Source organism: Kribbella sp. NPDC049174, from assembly GCF_043197365.1.
Classification (GTDB): domain Bacteria; phylum Actinomycetota; class Actinomycetes; order Propionibacteriales; family Kribbellaceae; genus Kribbella.
Genome location: NZ_JBICSZ010000003.1, coordinates 408,830 through 427,843, shown reverse-complemented (window position 1 = coordinate 427,843; position 19,014 = coordinate 408,830). Strand labels below are relative to the sequence as shown.

At 69.1% G+C, this 19,014-nt stretch carries 18 protein-coding genes; 7 read left to right on the top strand and 11 right to left on the bottom strand.

Translation table 11 applies throughout. The features are described from left to right. Positions 1-2 precede the first annotated feature (2 nt). Positions 3-785 carry an SDR family NAD(P)-dependent oxidoreductase gene (locus ACGFIF_RS19345; protein WP_393156062.1) on the bottom strand — a complete coding sequence of 261 codons (783 nt, stop codon included), beginning with the start codon at positions 783-785 and terminating at the stop codon, positions 3-5. A gap of 104 nt (positions 786-889) precedes the next feature. Here ACGFIF_RS19345 and ACGFIF_RS19340 point away from each other — a divergent pair, with 104 nt between their 5' ends. Next, a complete protein-coding gene (locus ACGFIF_RS19340; protein ID WP_393156061.1) occupies positions 890-1,483 on the top strand; it encodes a TetR/AcrR family transcriptional regulator in 594 nt (197 codons plus the stop codon). Positions 1,484-1,491: 8 nt separating this feature from the next. Here the strand turns inward: ACGFIF_RS19340 and ACGFIF_RS19335 are convergent, their stop codons facing one another. After that, the gene (locus ACGFIF_RS19335; RefSeq protein ID WP_393156059.1) at positions 1,492-2,061 is read right to left on the bottom strand and encodes a TetR/AcrR family transcriptional regulator; all 570 of its coding nucleotides are present in this window, start codon (positions 2,059-2,061) and stop codon (positions 1,492-1,494) included. Between the two features lie 86 nt (positions 2,062-2,147). On the opposite strand from ACGFIF_RS19335, the gene ACGFIF_RS19330 reads away from it, so the two are divergent. Beyond that, a complete protein-coding gene (locus ACGFIF_RS19330; RefSeq protein WP_393156057.1) occupies positions 2,148-3,008 on the top strand; it encodes an SDR family NAD(P)-dependent oxidoreductase in 861 nt (286 codons plus the stop codon). Positions 3,009-3,012: 4 nt separating this feature from the next. Here ACGFIF_RS19330 and ACGFIF_RS19325 read toward each other — a convergent pair whose 3' ends face one another. Further along, positions 3,013-4,431, bottom strand: coding sequence for a sensor histidine kinase (locus ACGFIF_RS19325; RefSeq protein ID WP_393156056.1), 1,419 nt, complete (start codon positions 4,429-4,431; stop codon positions 3,013-3,015). A 75-nt stretch (positions 4,432-4,506) separates the two neighbouring features. Next, positions 4,507-4,845, bottom strand: coding sequence for a phosphotransferase (locus ACGFIF_RS19320; RefSeq protein WP_393156802.1), 339 nt, complete (start codon positions 4,843-4,845; stop codon positions 4,507-4,509). Between the two features lie 421 nt (positions 4,846-5,266). Between ACGFIF_RS19320 and ACGFIF_RS19315 the strand changes: the two genes are divergently transcribed. Next, on the top strand, positions 5,267-6,718 hold the full coding sequence (locus ACGFIF_RS19315) for a hypothetical protein (protein ID WP_393156055.1): 1,452 nt from the start codon (positions 5,267-5,269) through the stop codon (positions 6,716-6,718). A gap of 21 nt (positions 6,719-6,739) precedes the next feature. On the opposite strand, the gene ACGFIF_RS19310 is transcribed toward ACGFIF_RS19315, so the two are convergent. The 6 genes from ACGFIF_RS19310 to ACGFIF_RS19285 form a co-directional block, all read right to left on the bottom strand. After that, the gene (locus ACGFIF_RS19310) at positions 6,740-7,876 is read right to left on the bottom strand and encodes a cytochrome P450 (RefSeq protein WP_393156054.1); all 1,137 of its coding nucleotides are present in this window, start codon (positions 7,874-7,876) and stop codon (positions 6,740-6,742) included. A 112-nt stretch (positions 7,877-7,988) separates the two neighbouring features. Then, positions 7,989-8,711, bottom strand: coding sequence for a hypothetical protein (locus tag ACGFIF_RS19305; protein ID WP_393156052.1), 723 nt, complete (start codon positions 8,709-8,711; stop codon positions 7,989-7,991). After that, complete coding sequence (locus ACGFIF_RS19300) at positions 8,708-9,499, bottom strand: type II CAAX prenyl endopeptidase Rce1 family protein (RefSeq protein WP_393156051.1); 792 nt, start codon at positions 9,497-9,499, stop codon at positions 8,708-8,710. The genes ACGFIF_RS19305 and ACGFIF_RS19300 overlap by 4 nt, the downstream gene beginning before the upstream one ends. A gap of 185 nt (positions 9,500-9,684) precedes the next feature. Next, positions 9,685-10,329 (bottom strand): response regulator, encoded by a 645-nt coding sequence (locus ACGFIF_RS19295; protein ID WP_393156049.1) that lies wholly within the window; start codon positions 10,327-10,329, stop codon positions 9,685-9,687. Then, positions 10,320-12,059: a sensor histidine kinase gene (locus tag ACGFIF_RS19290; protein ID WP_393156048.1), complete on the bottom strand. Its 1,740-nt coding sequence runs from the start codon at positions 12,057-12,059 to the stop codon at positions 10,320-10,322. The genes ACGFIF_RS19295 and ACGFIF_RS19290 overlap by 10 nt, the downstream gene beginning before the upstream one ends. 60 nt (positions 12,060-12,119) lie before the next feature. Beyond that, the gene (locus ACGFIF_RS19285; RefSeq protein ID WP_393156046.1) at positions 12,120-13,046 is read right to left on the bottom strand and encodes a GlxA family transcriptional regulator; all 927 of its coding nucleotides are present in this window, start codon (positions 13,044-13,046) and stop codon (positions 12,120-12,122) included. Between the two features lie 72 nt (positions 13,047-13,118). Here ACGFIF_RS19285 and ACGFIF_RS19280 point away from each other — a divergent pair, with 72 nt between their 5' ends. Continuing rightward, the gene (locus ACGFIF_RS19280; protein WP_393156044.1) at positions 13,119-13,748 is read left to right on the top strand and encodes a DJ-1/PfpI family protein; all 630 of its coding nucleotides are present in this window, start codon (positions 13,119-13,121) and stop codon (positions 13,746-13,748) included. Here the strand turns inward: ACGFIF_RS19280 and ACGFIF_RS19275 are convergent. Beyond that, positions 13,727-14,959: an aldose epimerase family protein gene (locus ACGFIF_RS19275; RefSeq protein WP_393156043.1), complete on the bottom strand. Its 1,233-nt coding sequence runs from the start codon at positions 14,957-14,959 to the stop codon at positions 13,727-13,729. The genes ACGFIF_RS19280 and ACGFIF_RS19275 overlap by 22 nt on opposite strands. 225 nt (positions 14,960-15,184) lie before the next feature. Between ACGFIF_RS19275 and ACGFIF_RS19270 the strand changes: the two genes are divergently transcribed. The 3 genes from ACGFIF_RS19270 to ACGFIF_RS19260 all read left to right on the top strand — a co-directional run bounded on the left by ACGFIF_RS19270 (position 15,185) and on the right by ACGFIF_RS19260 (position 18,959). Beyond that, positions 15,185-15,784, top strand: a complete 600-nt coding sequence (locus tag ACGFIF_RS19270; protein ID WP_393156042.1) for an isochorismatase family protein — start codon at positions 15,185-15,187, stop codon at positions 15,782-15,784. A gap of 4 nt (positions 15,785-15,788) precedes the next feature. Beyond that, on the top strand, positions 15,789-16,718 hold the full coding sequence (locus tag ACGFIF_RS19265; RefSeq protein ID WP_393156040.1) for a GlxA family transcriptional regulator: 930 nt from the start codon (positions 15,789-15,791) through the stop codon (positions 16,716-16,718). 96 nt (positions 16,719-16,814) lie between these two features. Beyond that, positions 16,815-18,959, top strand: a complete 2,145-nt coding sequence (locus tag ACGFIF_RS19260; RefSeq protein ID WP_393156038.1) for an MMPL family transporter — start codon at positions 16,815-16,817, stop codon at positions 18,957-18,959. The last annotated feature ends 55 nt before the right edge of the window (positions 18,960-19,014 follow it).

The window sequence follows — 19,014 nt, the reverse complement described above, 5'->3', positions numbered from 1 at the left end:
GATCAGGCCGTCTTCACGCTGCCGGCGTCGATCACGTAGTCGGCGCCGACGATGCTTGCGGTGAGCGGGGAGCAGAGTTGGACCACAAGAGTTGCTACCTCGGCCGGTTCGATCAGCCGGCCGGTGAGCATGCCGGTCTGCTGGGGCAGGCCGGCAAGCAACTCGTCCTGCGTGACACCGAGCTTCCGCGCGAGCTGACCGCCGTACATCTCCGGATCCGTCCACAACGCCGTCCGTACCGCGCCTGGTGACACCGTGTTCACCCGCACTCCCTGCGGCCCGAACTCCTCGGCCAGTGCCTTTCCCAGTGCGGTCAGCGCCGCCTTCGCCGTGGTGTACGGAACCGGTCCGCCCGCCGGAGTCCGGGCACCGATCGACGACACGTTGACGATCGCGCCGCCCTGCCGGATCAGACTCGGCAACGCCGCCCGAGTCGCCCGGACCGTCGCGAAGTAGTTCAGCTCGAACATCGATCGCCAGGCGTCGTCGTCGAAGTCCAGGAACCCGGCAGCCGCGTCGCCGTCTCCACCACCGACATTGTTGATCAGCAGATCCAGCTCCCCCACCGCGTCCATCGCCGCCGCGACCATCTGCTCCGGTCCACCCGGTACGGCGAGATCCGCGAGTACCACGTCGGCGCCGGTGACCCGCAGTTCCGGCGTACCGGTCCGGGCGACCGCGACGACACGCGCCCCCTCCGCAACGAGCTGCTCCACCACGGCCAGGCCGATCCCACGGCTGGCACCAGTGACGAGGGCGGCTTTGTCCTTCAACTGCAGATCCATGGAGACTCCTAAATCGCATCGTGACTGACTCTGGAAACGTACTACTTGCAACACGAATGTCGCAAGTAGGCGATGAGTCGCGCCCAGAAGGTAGTCTTCGGTGTATGAACGAGGTCGTCATCCGTCCACTGCGCGCGGACGCCGAGCGGACCGTGCAGACGATCCTGGAGGCGGCCGAGCGGACCCTGAACCGGAAACCGAACGCCACCATGGAGGAGATCGCCGCCGCGGCCGGAGTGGCGCGGACGACCGTGCACCGCCGGTTCGCCACCCGGGAGGCGCTCATCACCGCGATGGCGATCTGGGCCTCACGGCAACTCGCGAACGCCGTCGAGGACGCTCGGCCGGAGAGCACGCCGCCGATCGTCGCGCTCTACCAGGCGACCGCGAACGCGCTCCGCGTCAAGGTCTCCTGGGGCTTCGCGATGAACGCAGCCCTTGCCCCCGGCAACGAGGCCGACCGGATCAAGGCCGGAGTCGTCGAGCGGTGCGACCTGCTCTTCGCTCGCCTGCAAGAGGCCGGCATCCTGCGCGCCGACGTCGACCCGGTCTGGGCGCGCCGGGTCTACTACGCCCTCATTCACGAGGTCTGCCAAGACCTCAGCGGTCATCCCGATGACGCCGACACCGACGCCTTCGCGACCCAGATCGTCGAGACCCTCCTCCGCGGAGTAGGCACCCCGAACACCCAGCTCTGATCAGACCGTCAGGTAGCGGCCGTCTCGAGGTACGTCAGCAGATCGTCGACCAGTTGCTCGGGGCCGGCGTGGCCTTTGCCGGTGGCGGAGAGGTGACCGGTCGCCGCGAGGTCGGCCGCGCCGTGAGCCACCGAGCGGACCAGCGAGGCGAGGCGGACAGGATCTCCGGCTGGCAGTGCACCACTCGCCTGCGCGGCTTCGACCAGGCCGACCAGCCCGGCTTGGGCAGTCTCGGCCGCCGCCGTGAGCTCGGGGGACTCGGTCGTCCAGCGACCGAAGACCAGCCGGAAGCGTTCCGGGTACTCCAGCGCCCAGGCGATGTAGCGACCCATCGCCTCGCTCAGCGCCGCCTTGGCGGATCGCTTCCGCCGGACCGCCTGCTGGATCAGCATGCTGTGCCGCTCGAGGTCTCGCGCCGCGACCGCCGCCAGTAGCGCCTGCTTGTCGGCGAAGTGCTTGTACGGCGCGTTGTGGGACACCCCGGCCAGCCGGCCGACCTCGCGCAGGGTCACTGCGGGCACCCCGCCGTTGTCCAGCAGCCTGGTGGCGACCTCGATCAGATCCTCCCGCGTCCCCATCCCGCGATGGTAGCGCGCGGCGCTTGGTTGACGCCGTCAACCTGACCTGCCTATGGTTGACAGCGTCAACCTAGAAGGAGGCGCGAATGCGAGCGGTGATCACCGGAGCGAGCGGCGGCATCGGAGCCGCGATCGCGGAAAGACTTGCCGGCGAAGGGATGTCGGTCGTCCTCGTCGGCCGCAGTGCGGAGCGGCTGACGGATGCGGCCCGGCGGATCGAGGCCGCCGTACCAGGTGCGGACCTGTGGCTGGACGTCACCGATCTGTCGTTGCTGGCCGACGTACGTCGGTTGGCCGGCCGGCTCGGCGACGAGCCGGCGGATGTTGTCATCAGCAACGCCGCCGTGGTCACGCCGATCGACGACGTCACCGAGGAGGGGATCCAGCGGCTCCTCGCCACCAACCATCTGGCGCCGTACTTGCTGCTCCGCTCGCTCGCGGACGCACTCGGCGATCGGCCGGCCCGCTTCGTGGTCGTCGGCGCCTCGCCGACCGCGCTGCGCCGGGTGCCCGTCGACGTCGACCGGCTGGACAGCCGCGCAGGCCTGGCACCGATCCCGAGCTTCCGCCCGTTCGCGGCGTACGGGCGGACCAAGAACATGAACGCGATGTTCGTCTATGCCCTCGCCCGCCGGCTGGCCGGCACCGCCATCACGGTGAACGGCGCTCACCCCGGCATCATCCGCGACACCGGCCTCGGCCGCGACGCCCACGGTCTCCTCCGGCTCAGCGCCCGCATCCTCGACCGCTTCTGTCCTGGTCCGGACGTCGGCGCCGACACCCCGGCCTGGCTCGCCACGTCTGCCGATGTGGCCGGCATCAGCGGCAAGTTCTTCGTCAAACGCCAAGCTGTGCAGACCGCCCCGCACACCACTGACCAAGCGCGCTGCGATCACCTGTGGGAAGAGAGCGCCCGGCTCGTCGGACTACCTGTCACCACGGGTTGAGGAGTCACCTGGGCAGCGCCAGGGTGAAGCAGGTGTTGCCGGGGCGGGAGGTGACGGCGATCGCGCCGCCGTGGGCTTCGGTGATGGACTGGGCCAGGGACAGGCCCAGTCCGGCGCCGCCGGAATCGCGGGTGCGGGACGTGTCGGCGCGGGTGAATCGCTTGAAGACGTTGGGTTGCAGGTCGGCCGGGATACCGGGTCCGTCGTCGTGGATCGTCAGTACGGCGGAGTGACGAGCCTCGTCGGCGTGGAGGCCGACGGTCACGGTGGTGCCGGCCGGGGTGTGCCGGCGGGCGTTGCTCAGCAGGTTGGTGACGACCTGGTGCATCCGCTGCTCGTCGGCCGTGACGACCACGGGCTCCGCGGGCAGGTTCAGCGTCCAGTGGTGGTCGGGACTCACGATCCGCGCGTCGGTCACCGAGTCCATCGCCAGGCGGGTCAGGTCGACCGGTCTGAGGTCGAGCGGCCGGCCGGCGTCGAGCCGGGCCAACAAGAGGAGGTCCTCGACCAGCGAGGCCATCCGGGTGGCTTCCACCATCACTTTGCCCATGGCCAGCGGGAGAACTTCCGGGCTGCGGAGGCTGAGCTGGGCGTAGCCGTGGATCGTGGTGAGCGGCGTGCGCAGCTCGTGGGAGGCATCGGCGACGAACTGCCGCACCTGCTGCTCGCTGCGATGCCGGGCGTCCAACGCGTTCTCCATGTGACCCAGCAAGGTGTTCAACGCGACCGCGACCTGACCGACCTCGGTCCGCTCGTCGGTGAGCGCTTCCGGCACCCGCGCGGTCATCCCGATCTTGCCGGTCGCCAATGGCAGGCCGGCGACCTGGCGGGCGGTCTGCGCGACCTGGCGCAGCGGCCGCAACTGACGCCGTACGACGATGATGGCGACACCTCCCGCGGCGACCACGCCGACGCAGCCGAACAGGACTTCCCAGCCGATCAGGCTGTTCACCGTGTCGTCGATGTCCTTGGTGGGCAGGCCGGTGACGACCGTCGTACCGTTGATGAGCGACGCGTGCACCCGGTACTGACCCAGCCCAGGGACGTCGACGGTTTCGTTCGTGCTGGTCGGCACCGTGGAGAGCGTGCTGATCGCCTGCGCGGACAGGCCGGCCAACTCGCCGTCCGACGTGATGACGTTGCCGCTGGTGGTTGAGCCGGTTCGGTAGAGGGTGATGGTGCCCGCGTCCTGGCCGTGCGGGTTGTCGATGTCGGGCGGAGCGGGCCGGTTGTCGCCGCCCTTGTTCAGTACGCCGATCGCCCGGCTGTGCGATGCGGAGACTTTGTCGTCGAGCTGCCTGGTCAGGTACGAGCTGATCGCGGCCGTGGTCAGCGCACTCATCACCAGGCTGACCGTTGCCATCAGCAAGACGACCGCGAGGGTCACCCGTGCGGTCAGCGAGGTCGGCAGGACGTGGCTCATGTCCCCAGGATGTGCGCCCAAACCTCGCGCTTCCTGGACGAATCCTGGGGACTCGCTGGCAATCTCCCTGACGCGTCAGAGAAGTTGCTCGGCCGCCTGGTGGAGGGCGTTCAGTTCGCGGTCGGCCCAGCCTTCGGCGCGATAATCGGCACCGGCGAGGTCGAGGTCGTACAGCGTGAGACCGTTGCCGGCGACCAGGAGATTGGCGAGGGTCACGTCGCCGTGGCAGATGCCGCGGGCGGGACTGTACTGCGCGAGGTTGTTCCGTACAGCATCGGCAAGGGCTTGGAGCAGGTTTTCCTCCGCGGGTGCAAGGTGCGGGCGGAGTTCGTCGAGGCTGTGTGACAGGTCGGCCGTCCGCCGGGGAAATTCGGACACATACGAATCGGCCATTTCGTGGAACTGGGCAACCAGTACGCCGAAGTCTCAGATGAGCCGAAAGCCCTGTCTCCCAACGGATTTCGTCCGGGTGGCGGCCGCCGTACCGGTAGAGCTTGAGGATGAATTGCGCGTCCGCAGTAGTCACCTCGTAGACGTCGTTCACCAGGGAGCGGAGCAGCGTGCGGCCGGGAAGTCGAGGCCGTAGCGGTCACGTAGGTACGGCGTCAGCGCGTCCGGGGCGGGCAGTGAGCGCAATGTCGGGAACACAAAAAGAGGGGGGTAAAACTCGCAGGTGTGAAGTCGGGCCGGAGTGGGGAGGTTCGAGACGTTTCCGGATTCGCCTCCCCTTTCGGGGCCGGAAACCGGTAGCCTCGTGCAGCGCCCTTGGGGGAGGCCGCCGTACCATCACCCGACGATACTGCCGGAGAGCCCAAACCGGTCAGGAGACCACGTCTTGCAGGAGAACACCACCAGCACCAGTCCTGGCGAACTGGCGAACGTACCTCTCACCGGTGCGGACAAGGTCGCCTACGCCTTCTACGCTACTGCGGCCGCGGCCGCACTTGTCGGCCAGGTCTGGGCCGGCGTGACCCACATCCCCTGGCCCGAGACCGGCTTCTCGCCGTTCCTCAAGATCGCCCTCGTCACGCCCGCGGTGGCCGTGCTGGAGCTCGGTGGTGTCGCCACCGCCGCGCTGGCCGACCTGCGCCGGCGCAAGGGTGAGCAGGCCTACGCCTACCGCGCGATGTCGTTCTTCGCGGCCCTGGTCGCGGTCGTGTTCAACGTGGTCGGCCACTGGCGGCCGGAGGAGCGGTTCCTCGCCTTCGGCTTCGGCGGCCTGTCCGCGTTCGCCTATGTGCTGTGGCTGATCCACAGCTCGGCGCGCCGCCGGGACGCGCTGCGCCGGGCCGGGCAGATGCGCGAGACCGGTCCGGTGTACGGCGTCATCCAGTGGGCCCGCGAGCCGCGGGTGACCTGGCTGGCCCGGTCCCTGGCGATCGAGCACGGGTACGGCCTGTACGAGAGCCTGCGCGCGGCCCAGCACCAGATCCGGAACAAGTCCCGGCGCGAGGCCATCGCCGGAACCGTTGCCGAGTACATCCGTTCCGAGCACCAGGACGAGCGGCTGGCCAAGATCGCCGAGACGACGTACGACCCGGACCGGCTGGCCGGGATGCTCGAGGAGCGGATCAACTACGAGGTCATCACCAACAAGCTGACCAAGGCGATCTCGCCACCGCCGGAGCAGCCCGAGGAGGGACCGCGCGTGCCGGCAGCGGTATGGGTGCTCGAAGGCGGGCAGCCGCGGCCGTTGCGGGCGGACAGCACCGGGGTGTCGCTGCGCGACGAGGACGCCTGGACCGGCGAGCTGATGGCGATCGTCGATCAGAACGACAGCGACGAGCCGGTCGCCGAGGCGGTCGTCGTCGAGGACGAGAGCGAGCCGCAGCACGTCGTCCAGAGCGGTTCGGCATCCCCGGCCAACGGCACGGCGAACGGTTCGGTGAACGGTTCGGTGAGCGGCAAGCTCAGGCCGTTCGCGCCGCAGCCGAAGGCCGAGCCGGTGGTGCAGAAGCCGCAGCCGCCGTCGCCGTTCGCGGACACCACGGACACCCGGCCGCCGGCACTGATCAGCACGCCCAAGGTCGAGCAGGTGTTCCCCGAGCCGGAGCCGGTCGTGGTCGCGAAGACCGAGGACGACAAGCCGGCCGCGGACCAGCCGGAGCCGACCGCGCTGGAGAAGAAACGGGCGCGTGCGTACGCGCTGCTGTCGGACTGGCCGGCGGGTCGTGAGCGCACCGCGAAGACGCTGGCCGACGCGATCGCGTCGAGCGAGCCGATGGCCGCGCGGTTCATCGAGCAGTACGAGACCGAGCACGGGGTCGTGTTCGCGTCGCAGAACTGATCGCCAGGCTGCCGGTGGATCTCAGCCTTCGAGGCCGAGGTTCACCGGTAGTTCTGCGAGGCCGCTGACGAGGACGCGTCGCCATTCGAGCTCCTCGGCCGGCTTGGCCAGGCTCATCCGCGGGAAGCGCCGGACGAGTGCCAGCAATGACTCCTGCAGCTCGATCCGGGCCAGCTGGGCGCCGAGACAGAAGTGCGGGCCGAAGCCGAACGACAGGTGTTTGTTGTCCTTGCGGTCCAGCCGCAGCTCACCGGGTTCGTCGTACGCCCGCGGATCCCGGTTGGCCGAGTTCAGCGCCGCCATCACGCCTTCCCCGGCCTTGATCTGTACGCCGTGCAGCACGACGTCCTCGATCGCGACCCGCAACTGGCCGACCTCGCTGAACCGGTTGAACCGCAGCAACTCCTCGACCGCGGACGGCACCAGATCGGGGTTCGCGACCAGCTTGACCCAGTTCTCCGGCCAGCGCAGCAGGGTCGCGACACAGCTGGAGATCTGGTTCGCCGAGGTCTCGTGGCCGGCCACGAGCAGGTTCACGCCGAACGCGATCAGCTCGTCCTGACTGAGCCGGTCGCCTTCCTCGCGCGCCCGGACCAGTTCGTCGAGCAGATCCTCGGCCGGCTGGTCGGCGTTCGCCAGCTTCTTGGTGACGAGCGCCTCGATGTACGCGGTCAGGCTCGTCATCGCGTCCTCGACGAGATCCTTCTCCGCCATCCGCATGCTGTAGCCGAGCTCGGTCCACTCCCGGAACTGCTCGCGGTCGTCGTACGGTACGCCGAGCAACTGGCAGATCACCTGGATTGGCAACGGCAACGCGACCAACTGCCGGATGTCCGCCCCGTCGCCGGCCGCGGCCACATCCTCCGCCAACTGCGCCGACAGCTCCGCCACCCAGGGCCGGGTCCGCTCGATCCGCCGGTGCGCGAACGTCGACGACACCAGTTTGCGCAACCGGGTGTGCTCCGGCGGATCCGTCGTGGTCAGACTGTTCGGCATCGGCTTCGCCAACGCCACCCGCGGCGCCCCTTGCTTCACCACCGCCGCCCGCGAGAACCGCGGATCCGCCAGCACCATCCGCACATCGTCGTACCGGGTCACCAACCACACCTCGGCCCCGGCCAACGTCCGCACCCGGGCCGCCGGCCGGTTCTCTCTCAACTCAGCAAACGTAGGCGACGGATCGAACCGAAACGCATCATCGAACGGAATCTCGAGCACCGGCTCAGCCATGCCATCGACCCTAAGCGACTTAGGTAACCCTTGCTCACCCTCAGCGCGTCGCTGCGGAGGGTCGGGTGGTGATGGTGGCGATGATGATGGCGGTGCCGATCAGGAGCATCAGGACCGCGCCGATGAATGCGCCGATGGTGATGCCCTGGACGGCGGGCAGGGTGCCGCCGAGGGTGAGGTCGGCGTCGACGGCTGGGGAGCCGTCGGCGTTCATGATGACGACGGACCAGTCGCCTGAGGTGGCGGTCCAGCTGAGTGTGTCGGTGCCGGAGGCGACCCAGAAGGACTGGTCGGCCGGCGCGGTGGCGGGCTTGTCGCCGGTTCGTGCGGTGGTGGAGAGCTTGAAGGGATCGACGTCGAAGTCCGCGACCTCGTCGTGGGCGACGCCGTTCAGGTACTGCGCGACTTCGGCGGCCGGACCGATGCCGACGAACACCGGGGTGCCCGGATTCCTCGACTCGACGGCGATTCGGACCTCACCGAGGAAATCGTCGGTGTAGAAGGCATCCGGTCCGGTGCCGCCGATGTCGAGTGACGGCGAGGACAGTGCGTACGAGTTGGTGGTGACCCGCTCGGGTCCCGCAGTGAAGTAGCCATCGCCGTCGCGTTGATGCTGTGCCCACAGCCCGATGCCGCCGATGGCGAACAGGACGACGCTGACGAGGGCGAACAGGCCGCCGACGACGACCAGCAGGGTGCGCCAGCCGCTCCACGAGCGGTGGACTGTCGGGGTGGGGATCGGTGTGGTCGGGGTGGTGGTCATGAGACACGCTCCGGAACGTTGACGGGTTGGGTGGCGTCGGCTGGGGCAGGGGAAGTCCAGAAGTGGCGGCTGCCGATGAGCAGGACGATGGCGACCGCGCACCACACGGCGACGTACAGCCAGGTCTCGCGGGTCGCGTCCGCGCCGGCGGGCCAGAGGTCTTCGGTGTTGATGCTGCCTTCGGTGGCGTGCGCGATGAGGGTGATGAGTGCGCTGCCGGCGGCGTGGTTGAACAGCCACGCGTACCAGATGGTGACCGCGACCGTGGTCAGCGCTTCGAACGGCCGAAGCCCGAACGAGGAGATCAGGAACAGCGGCGCGTGCCAGCCGGTGATGGCAACGGCCATGATGGCTGTCGCGGCGAGCGGCGTGCGGTTCGCCTGGAGTCTCGGCTGCGCGTAGCCACGGAAGCTCGGCTCCTCGCTGAACGGGCCGCCCATCGGGTTGACGATGTTCATCCCGATGACGACCGCGAGGCCGTACCACGGCGTGAACTGACCGGTGTCCGGTGCTGACGCGCCCATGGCCTGGTTGAGCGAGATCGTCACGAAGTGCACGAGCAGCGGTACGGCGATCGCGGCGACGTACCAGACCCACCGGACCCGCCAGCGAATCAACCGGACTCCGACGGAACGCAGGCCGGCGACACCTTCGGTCAGGAAGACGACCACGAGGGCGGCGATCAGGGCGCCGGGGGCGAAGAAGCTCCCGAACGGGACAGCTCCCCAGGCCAGCGCGTAGGCGAGGACGAAGAAGCTCGCCACGGGGTGATTGCGGATGAGAGTCATGACGGATCTCCGATGACGTGGACGTGGACTGGGATCGGGCCGGCGGGGAGGCTCGGGTTCGTTCTGGAATCACGCGGGTCTTGTGCACTGCTCCTCCAGGGACTCGGTCTACGTTCGAGACTCGCGCCTCTGGGCGCGTTCGGGAGACCGGTCGACCGGTGAAGGATGGGTTCGGGTTTCTGGCGTCAGGCGCGCAGGTAGAGCAGCTCAGCCAGCACCCGGCGGGACTCGTTGCGGGTCGTCGGGATGCCGAGTTTGGTGAAGATGCCGGAGACGTACTTCTCCGCGGCCCGCAGGGTGATCGTCAGCGCGTCGGCGATGCCCTGGTTGGAGGCGCCGGTCGCCATCAGCTCCAGGGCTTCTCGCTCGCGCGGGGTCAGCACGGCCAGCGGATCGTCGCCGCGCCGCCGCTGCAGCAGGGTGGAGACGATCTTCGGGTCGACCGCCGAGCCGCCGCCGGCCACCCGCCGGACCGCGCCGACGAAGTCGTCGACGTCGCTGATCCGGTCCTTCAGCAGATACCCGACTCCTTCGGCCGACTCCGACAGCAATTGCATGGCCAGCCCGAGCTCGAGGTACTGCGACAGCACCAGTACGCCGACGTCCGGGTGCTGCTCGCGGATCCGCAGGGCGGCGCGCATCCCCTCATCGGTGTGGGTCGGCGGCAACCGGATGTCGAGGATCGCGACCTGAGGCGGGAAGCCGCGGACGTACCGCAGCAGCTCGTCGGCGTTGTCGTACGCCGCGACCACCTCGAGACCCGCGCCGCCGAGGATCCGGGTGAGTCCCTCGCGCAGCAGCAGGCTGTCCTCGGCGATCGCTACTCGCATGGGAGCTCCGCCTCGAGCCGGGTCCCGTGCCCGGCCGGACTCCAGATCCGCAGCCGCCCGCCGACGGCCTCGACCCGGTCGGCGAGACCGCGAAGGCCGGTCCCGCGCTCGGTGTCCGCTCCGCCGACACCGTCGTCGACGACCTCGACGACCACGGCGCCGCTCGACCGGGTGACGTGCACGGATGCCGTGGTCGCGCGCGCATGCTTCGCGATGTTCGTCAGGCTCTCGCTGACGACGTAGTACGCGGCGACCTCGACCCGTTCGGGCAACCGCCCGTCGACCGCGACCTCGAGCTCGACGGGTACGGCGGCTTGTGCGGCCAGCGACTCCAAGGCCACCGCCAGGCCGTGGCCGGTCAGCACCGCGGGGTGGATGCCGCGGGCCACGTCGCGCAACTCGTCGAGCGAAGTGGTGACCTCGCGCTTGGCCTGCAGCAGCCGGCTCGAGGTGTCGCCCTCGGAGCTCCGGGCGATCAGTTGGAGTTCGAGCGCCAGCGCGACCAGGCGCTGCTGGGCGCCGTCGTGCAAGTTGCGCTCGAGTCGCTGCCGCTCCTTCTGACCGGCGTCGATGACCCGCGCCCGTGAACCCTGCAACTCCTGCAGGCGGGCGCGCAGCTCCACCTGCAGCCGGTTGTTCTCCAAAGCGATCCCGGCCGCTGCCGCGACGGCATCCAGCAACTCGCGCTCGTCCTCGAGCGACCGGTCGAACTCGAGGGCGACGACCGGCACCTCGTCCCGGTGGATGACCCGGGTCGCCCGCCCGTCCTCGGGACCTCGCAGGGAGATGGCGTGGCCTTCCGGGTCGGCCCAGGTCCCGTACTGAGGCAGCCAGTAGGAGATCGTCAGCGAGGGGTCGTGCAAGGCCCGCGCCAGTGGTTCGCGCAGATCGCCGCCCGGGTGCGCGCGCAGTTCCATCAGCAGGGCGCCGACGTCGGTGCGCGCGAGCCGGGCGTCGAGCAGGCCGAGCAGGAACGCGACCGGCGCGAGCCCGAGGACGGCGAAGGTGATGTGCCGGACGGTTTCGATCTGGGTCCAACTTCGCAGACCGGCGACGTAGAGGACGGCGAGCATGATCAGCCCGAGTCCGAAGGTGTCCACGAGCAGCGTCGCCGGACGCCTCCGCGTCCGGCCTGTGGCCGGCCGGCGTACCAGCAGGAGAGCGGCGCCGGACAGTAACAGGATGCTCATCACGATCAGCTGGACCTGTTCGATCCGGTTCGCGAGCGCCGGCTGGGTCGTGATCGCGAGCAGACCGTCCGGATTGCTTCCGACCAGGATCTTCGCCAACTGGAGGAGCACGACGTCCACGTAGCCGGCGATGACGATCGCACGGCGCGGACCTGTCTGCAGTTGTCCGGTCGGATAGGCGAGGAACACGTGCAGGAACATGGCGGCCGGAACCATGTCGAGCAGGTGACCGATCGCGTGCAAGGCAGGCACCGAGGACCACTGCAGGGCGGTCAACGCCATCACGAACGCCGTGGCGATCATCAGCGGACCGAGCCGGCTCTCCGGCCGGCGCCACCAGGCGAGGGTGCCGCTGATCAGGTACGGGATGGTGATCCAGTTGAACAGGAACGCCTGCAGGCCGGGCCGGACCAGTTCGTCGCCCGCGATCGCGAGGGCGATCGAGACGGCCAGCGTGCCGAAACCCGCCACGACGGTCGCCCACAAAGCCCACGGCCGTGGGCCGCGAGCCGGTTCGATCGCCGAGGCCGACCTCGCCACCACCGTCACCATCCTCTACCGGCCAGCGTGCGCCCGTTGCCCGATGCGGGCAATGCCCAACTACGTGTGGTCCGCGAAGGTGCGGCGGTAGGTGGTGGGGGTGGTGGCGAAGGTCTTGGTGAAGTGCTGGCGGAGGAGGAGGGGGGTGGTGAAGCCGGAGAGGGTGGCGATCTGGGTGATGGGGAGGGTGGTGGTTTCGAGGAGTTCCTGGGCGCGGGTCAGGCGTTGGCGGATGAGCCATTGGAGGGGAGTCGTGCCGGTCTGGGCGCGGAACTGGCGGGACAGGGTGCGGGGGCTCATCGCGGCGTGGGCGGCGATGGCGGTGAGAGTGAGGGGCTCGGCGAGGTGGTCGCGCATCCAGCGCATCACCGGCTCGAGGGAATCGTTGCCTGCGACAACGGGTGCGGTGATGAACTGGGCTTGACCGCCGTCGCGATGTGGTGCCATCACCAGCCGCCGTGCGACCGTGGCCGCGACGGCCGAACCGTGGTCGCGCCGGACCAGATGCAGACAGAGGTCCAAGCCTGCGGTAATACCCGCGGAGGTCAGTACGTCGCCTTCGTCGAGATAGAGCGCGTCGACCACCACCTCGACCTCCGGGTAGCGGCGGGCGAGCTCGTTCGCATGCGCCCAGTGCGTCGCGGCTCGCCGTCCGTCCAGTACGCCTGCCGCCGCGAGCACAAATGCTCCGGTACAGATCGACGCGATCCGCACTCCGCGCCGATGCGCCTCCCGGACGAGTTCCACGACCTCGTCGGCCGGTTCGAAGGCGGCGGGCACGATCAGGGTGTGCGCGCGGAGTGCTTCGGTCAGCGGGTACGGCGCTTCGGCCCGGAGGATGGGCTGGTCGTGCGCCATCAGCGTCGTACCGGGTGAGCCGCAGACGCGGACGTCGTACCGGCCCCCGGCGCTGGCGAACACCTGACAGGCGCCGGCCAGTTCGAGCCCGATCGCGCCTTCGAGGGCGAGTACGGCGACTCTGGTCATGGCGCGAATCTAGCTGATGATGTCTTTCCAGCCACTCCCCTTCCAAGCTTCGACCACAGCAGGCTGGGGTGCATGCGGATCGACGTACTGATGTTCGAAGGAGTGGCCGAGGTCGACGCGCTGGCGACGTACGCGGTGTTCGCGAACGCGAAGCGGCGCGGGTTGGCGGTGGATCCCCGGCTGGTGACGGCTGACGGGGTGACCGAGGTGACCGGGTGCTACGGGACGACGTTCGCCGGGCTGGAGCCGTGGTCACCCGGCACGGCGCGGGTCCTCGCGGTGTCCGGCGGCTGGATCCTGGAGGAGATCGAGCGCGGGGTGATTCCGAAGCAGTTGGCCGAGGCGAAGCGGGCCGGAGGCAACAACCTGATCCTGGCCGGGATCGACTCGGGATCCCTCCTGCTCGGGGCCGCCGGCCTGATCGAGGGCCGTCCTGCCACCACCCACCGCGCCGACTACGAACGCCTGGCGCCATGGGCCGAGGTGATCGACGCCCGGATCGTCGACGACGGCGACCTGGTCACCTGCGGCACCGGCTGGTTCGCCGGCGTCGACCTGGCCTACTGGCTGCTGGAACGCGAACTGGGCGCGTCGGCCGACATCGTCGCCCTCGAACAATGGACCGGCCGCGACCGCCAGGGAACAGTCTGGCGGCGCGGCCGATCGGGGACCGACGACTCCTACTTGGTGCCGAAGGTGTAAGTGGTGGTGGAGGTGTAGGTCTCGCCGGGGCGGAGGACGGTGGACGGGAAGTTGGGGTGGTTGGGGGAGTCGGGGAAGTGCTGGGTCTCGAAGGCGAAGGCGTCGCCCTGGCGGTAGGACTTGTCGCCGATCCCCTGGAAGGTGCCGTCGAGGAAGTTGCCGCTGTAGAACTGCGCACCCGGCTCGGTGGTGTGGACCGTCACCGTGCGGCCTTCCTCCGGCTCCCAGAAGCGGGCGGCGTAGCGCAGGCCGTCCTTGCCGGCGTCGGCGCCCAGGACGAAGTTGTGGTCGTACCCGCGCCCGATCACCAGTTGCGGGTGGTCGTCCCGGATCCGCTTGCCGATCGCGGTCGGCTTGCTGAAGTCGAACGGCGTACCGGCCGTCGGCGCGATCTCGCCGGTCGGGATCAGCCCGGCATCGACCGGGGTGTACGACGGTGCGTCCATCTGCAGCACGTGGCCGTCGATCGAGCCGCTGCCCTCACCGGCCAGGTTGAAGTACACGTGGTTGGTCAGGTTCACGATGGTCGGCTTGCCCGCGACGGTCGCGTGGTACTCGATCCGCAGCGTGTCCCGCCGGTCCAGCGTGTAGGTCACGGTCGTGGTCAGTTCACCGGGGAAGCCCATCTCGCCGTCCGGGCTGACGTAGCTGAACGCGACCCCGACAGCCTTGTCGCCGCGGACGACCTTGGCCTTCCACACCTTCTTGTCGAAGCCGATGGTGCCGCCGTGCAACGCGTTCTCGCCGTTGTTGATCGGGATCTGGTACGTCGTCCCGTCCAGGGTGAACCTGCCCTTCGCGATCCGGTTGCCGTACCGCCCGATGGTCGAGCCGAAGTACGGGCTGAGGGTCGCGTAGTCCGGCAGGTTGTCGAAGCCGAGGCTGATGTTCTCGGTCCGGCCGCGCCGGTTCGGGGTCTCGACCCGCTGGATGGTGGCACCCCAGGTCAGCATCGAGATGGTGACCCGGCCGTTGGTGAACGTGTAGACGTCCACCTTCTGGCCGTCGGGGGTGGTGCCGAACGGGTCCTTGCGGATCTCGAACTTGCCGTGGTGTTCGCCCATGGCGGTCAACTTATCCGGCGTACCAGCGGTCGAACTGGCCTGGGTGGCGGCGTCCGCGGCGCTGCTGAGAGCGCCCGCGGCGGCGGCGCCCAGCCCGAGCACGCCGGCCGTGCGGAGGACCTGGCGGCGGGGTAGGTGGTCGGGCATCGCATTCCCCTCACTGAATCGACGGTGGGCCGGCGAGAGCGTTCTCACGCCGACCCGGGCACCATAGGCACGCCAGTCCAATGTTTGGAACAGTTCGTCACCGTTCGAATTCGTCCGATGACTGCACGACAATCGAAACGCTGCGCCACCGCTGACCGGATCGGTCCGCCAGTGGCCCCGATCGGGCCTTCTCCGGTACGGCGGCCGGCCGCGAGCATGGTCGTCATGAGCCGAACCGCATTGATCGTGATCGACGTCCAAGAGTCCTTCCGGGTCCGCCCGAACTGGCGAGCCGTGAACCACCCCGACATCGCCGAGCGGGTCGACCGCCTGGTCCGGTCGGCCCGGGACAAGGGCGACCTGGTGGTGTGGGTGCTGCACACCGAGCCCGGCACCGGCGGTGCGTTCGACCCGGTCAACGGCCACGTCCGGTTGATCGAGGGCCTCGAGCCGCTGCCCGGCGAGCCCTTGATCACCAAGACGTCCCACAACGCCTTCACCACAACGAATCTGCAGCAGCTCCTCACCCAGCACGGCGTCACCGAGCTGGTGATCAGCGGCATCCGCACCGAGCAGTGCTGCGAGACGACCACCCGGGTCGCCTCCGACTTCGGGTACGACGTCGTGTTCGTCACCGAGGCGACCGCGACCACCCCGCTGCCGCACTGGACGATGCCGGCCGACGCGACCCTCGAGGAGGTCCTGGCCGATCCGCGGACACTCAGTCCCGAGATCGTCACCGAGCGAACTGAGTACGCGCTCGCGGGACGGTTCGCCACCATTCGGACGCTCGACGAACTGACCGCCGTACCCGTGCCATCCTGACCAGATGAGCCCTACCCAGGTGGCCTTCCTGCTGGTGCCGAAGCTGCACCTGCTGGATCTGGCCGGGCCGGCGCAGGTCTTCTCGACCGCGAACGACCTCGGGTACGGCTACCGGTTGAGCTACGTGGCCGAGACCGACGAGATCCTCACGGCCCAGGGCGTTCCGGTGAAGGCCCGGCTGGCCTGGCCCGACCTCGGTCCGAACGACCTGATCGTCGTACCGGGGTGGAGGTCGCCGCGACTGTCGCCGGTGCCGCCGATCGGGCCGGAGACCAGGCAGCGGTTGCGCAGTCACCACGCGGCCGGTGGATCGGTGGCGAGTGTGTGCTCGGGAGCCGATGCGCTCGGGGCGGCCGGGTTGCTCGACGGCCGGCGCTACACCACGCACCACGACCTGACCGACGAACTGGCCGCGCGGTACCCGAAGGCGACGATCGTGCGGGACGTCCTCTACGTCATGGACGATCGCGTGATCACGTCCGCGGGGATCGCCAGCGGCATCGACCTCGCGCTGCATCTGGTCGCTGTCGCGCGTGGTGCCGAGGCGGCCGCGCGGGTGGCGCGGGAGATGGTCGTCTACGCGCGGCGCAACGGTGACGAGTTGCAGGAGAGCGCGATGCTGCGGCATCGCGGTCACCTCAGCGATCTCGCCCACCGGGTGCAGGACGTCATCGATGCCCGGTACGCCGACCGCCTGCTGCTCTCCGACCTCGCCGGCCAGGTCGGCGTGAGCGAGCGGACCCTGACCCGGATCTTCACCACCGCAACCGGGCTGACCCCGCTGCGCTACCAGCAACTCCTCCGGCTCGAGCGCGCCGAACACCTGATCGGCCACGGTACGACGGTCGAGGCGGCCGCGCGGGCGGTCGGCTTCGAGGACGCCCGGATGCTCCGCCGACTCCGCTCCCGCACCGTCGAACCCGTCGCAGGGTAGGCCTAGGTCCACCTCACCGGGGGGCTCAAGACTCCTGAGTTCCGCCCGTGCTCCGGTCAGGCTCGTCCTGACCGAACCAACGAGAGGTGGGCCAGGGTGAGCAGGGGATCAGTAACTGTGCGCGTCGCGCGGTGGAGTGCGACTCATCCATGGCGGGCGATCGGCCTCTGGCTGCTGCTCGTCGTCGTCGCGGTCGGGATGTCGGTGGCCATCCCGAAGCAGCAGACAGAGAGCAAGGACACCTGGGTCGGCCAGTCCGGCCAGGCGGCGGAACTGATCGAGAAGGCAGGACTCGGCGACCGCCCGACCGAGACCGTCCTGCTGACCGACCCGGACGGCCCGCTGGACAAGGCGGCCGCGAGTACGGCGATCGCCCAGCTCCAGCAGAAGCTCAAGGCGCTGGACTCGATCCAGGCGGTCGGGCAGCCGGTCTGGTCGGAGAACGGCAAGGCCGCGCTCGTCCCGATGGAGCTGAAAGGTACGCCGGACGACGCGTCCGACAACATCGAGAAGATCGTCGCCACCACCGCCGAGGTGCAGCAGGCGAACCCGGACCTGAGCATCACGCAGGCCGGCAGTGCGTCGGTGGACGCGGGGATCTGGAAACAGGTCGGCTCCGATCTCGCGAAGGCGGAGAAGCTCAGCCTGCCGATCACCTTCGCGTTGATGCTGCTGGCCTTCGGCGCGCTGATCGCGGCCGGCATCCCGGTCCTGCTGGCGTTCTCGGCCGTCGGCGCCGCCCTCGGCTTCTACGCGCCGCTGTCCTATCTGTTCCCGGACGGTGGTTCGGTGGCGAACGTCGTCCTGCTGATCGGTATGGCGGTCGGCGTCGACTACTCGCTCTTCTACCTCAAGCGTGAACGCGAGGAACGCCGTAAGGGCCGCAGCACCCTGGACGCGGTCGAGATCGCGGCCGCGACCTCCGGGCACTCGGTGGTCGTCTCCGGTCTCGCCGTGATCGTTTCGATGGCCGGCCTGTACGTCTCGCAGGATGCGACCTTCACGTCGATGGCAACGGCAACGATCGTGGTCGTCGCGGTGGCGGTGCTCGGCTCGCTGACCGTGTTGCCCGCGCTGCTCGCGAAGCTGGGGCACCGGGTCGACCGGCCGCGCGTCCCGCTGCTGTGGCGGCTCAACCGGCGCATCGGCCCGGGCGGCATCAGCCGTCGGATCCTGGCTCCGGTACTGCGTTATCCGCGCGCCGCACTGACGATCTCCGCGGTCGCCGTGGTGGCGCTCGCCGTACCGGCACTCGGGATGAAGACCGAGCCGGCCGATCTGAACACGCTGCCGCAGAGCATCCCCGAGGTCCGCACGTTCAAGGAGCTACAGGCGAACTTCCCGTCCCAGGGCGGCCTCTCGTACGACGTGGTCGCGCAGGGCGGAGGTGCGGTCTCGGCGTTGACCGAGCTGCAGGAGACCGCAGTACAGTCCGGCAAGTTCGTCGTACCGCCGGGGGAGGCGATCCGGCAGGCGGACGGGACCGCGGTGCTGACATTGGTGTCGGTGCTGCCGGAGAGCAGTGCGAACGGCGAGGCCGCGCTGAGTCAGCTGCGGACCGAGCTGGCGCCGGCCGCGCTGGGGTCGGTGACCTGGGCGGTCGGTGGCGAGTCGGCCGAGTCGGTTGACTACGGCAACAATCAGCGGGACAGGCTGCCGTATGTGATCGCGTTCGTGCTGGCGTTGACGCTGGTGATGATGGCGGTGACGTTCCGGAGCTTGGCGATCGCGCTGGTGACTACCTTGCTGAACCTGGCCTCGGTGGCTGCCTGCTTCGGTGTCCTGGCGCTGGTGTTCCAGCACACGTGGGCAGAGGGGCTGCTCGGGTTCACATCGGCCGGGTTCGTGGTGTCGTGGATCCCGCTCTTCCTGTTCGTGATCCTGGTCGGGTTGTCGATGGACTACCACGTGTTCGTGCTGGGCCGGATCCGGGAAGGTGTCGCGGCGGGGTTGACGCCGCGGGAGGCTGTTCGCAAGGGCATCACCGAGTCGGCCGGTGTGGTGACCAGTGCGGCCGCGGTGATGGTCTCGGTCTTCGCGGTCTTCGCCACCCTCGGCATGCTCGAGATGAAGCAGATGGGTGTCGGCCTGGCCGTTGCCGTCCTCATCGATGCCACGCTGGTCCGGATCGTGATGCTGCCCTCGATCATGGTCCTGCTCGGACGGAAGGCCTGGTGGCCGAACAAGCTCGCGGCCGCCGCGGCGCCGGAGGTCCGCGACCGCGAACTGACGCCGGTCTAGACCGTTTCGAACCTTTTCGCCGGAGCCTGCGTCTACCTGTCCGAACGGCGCTGAG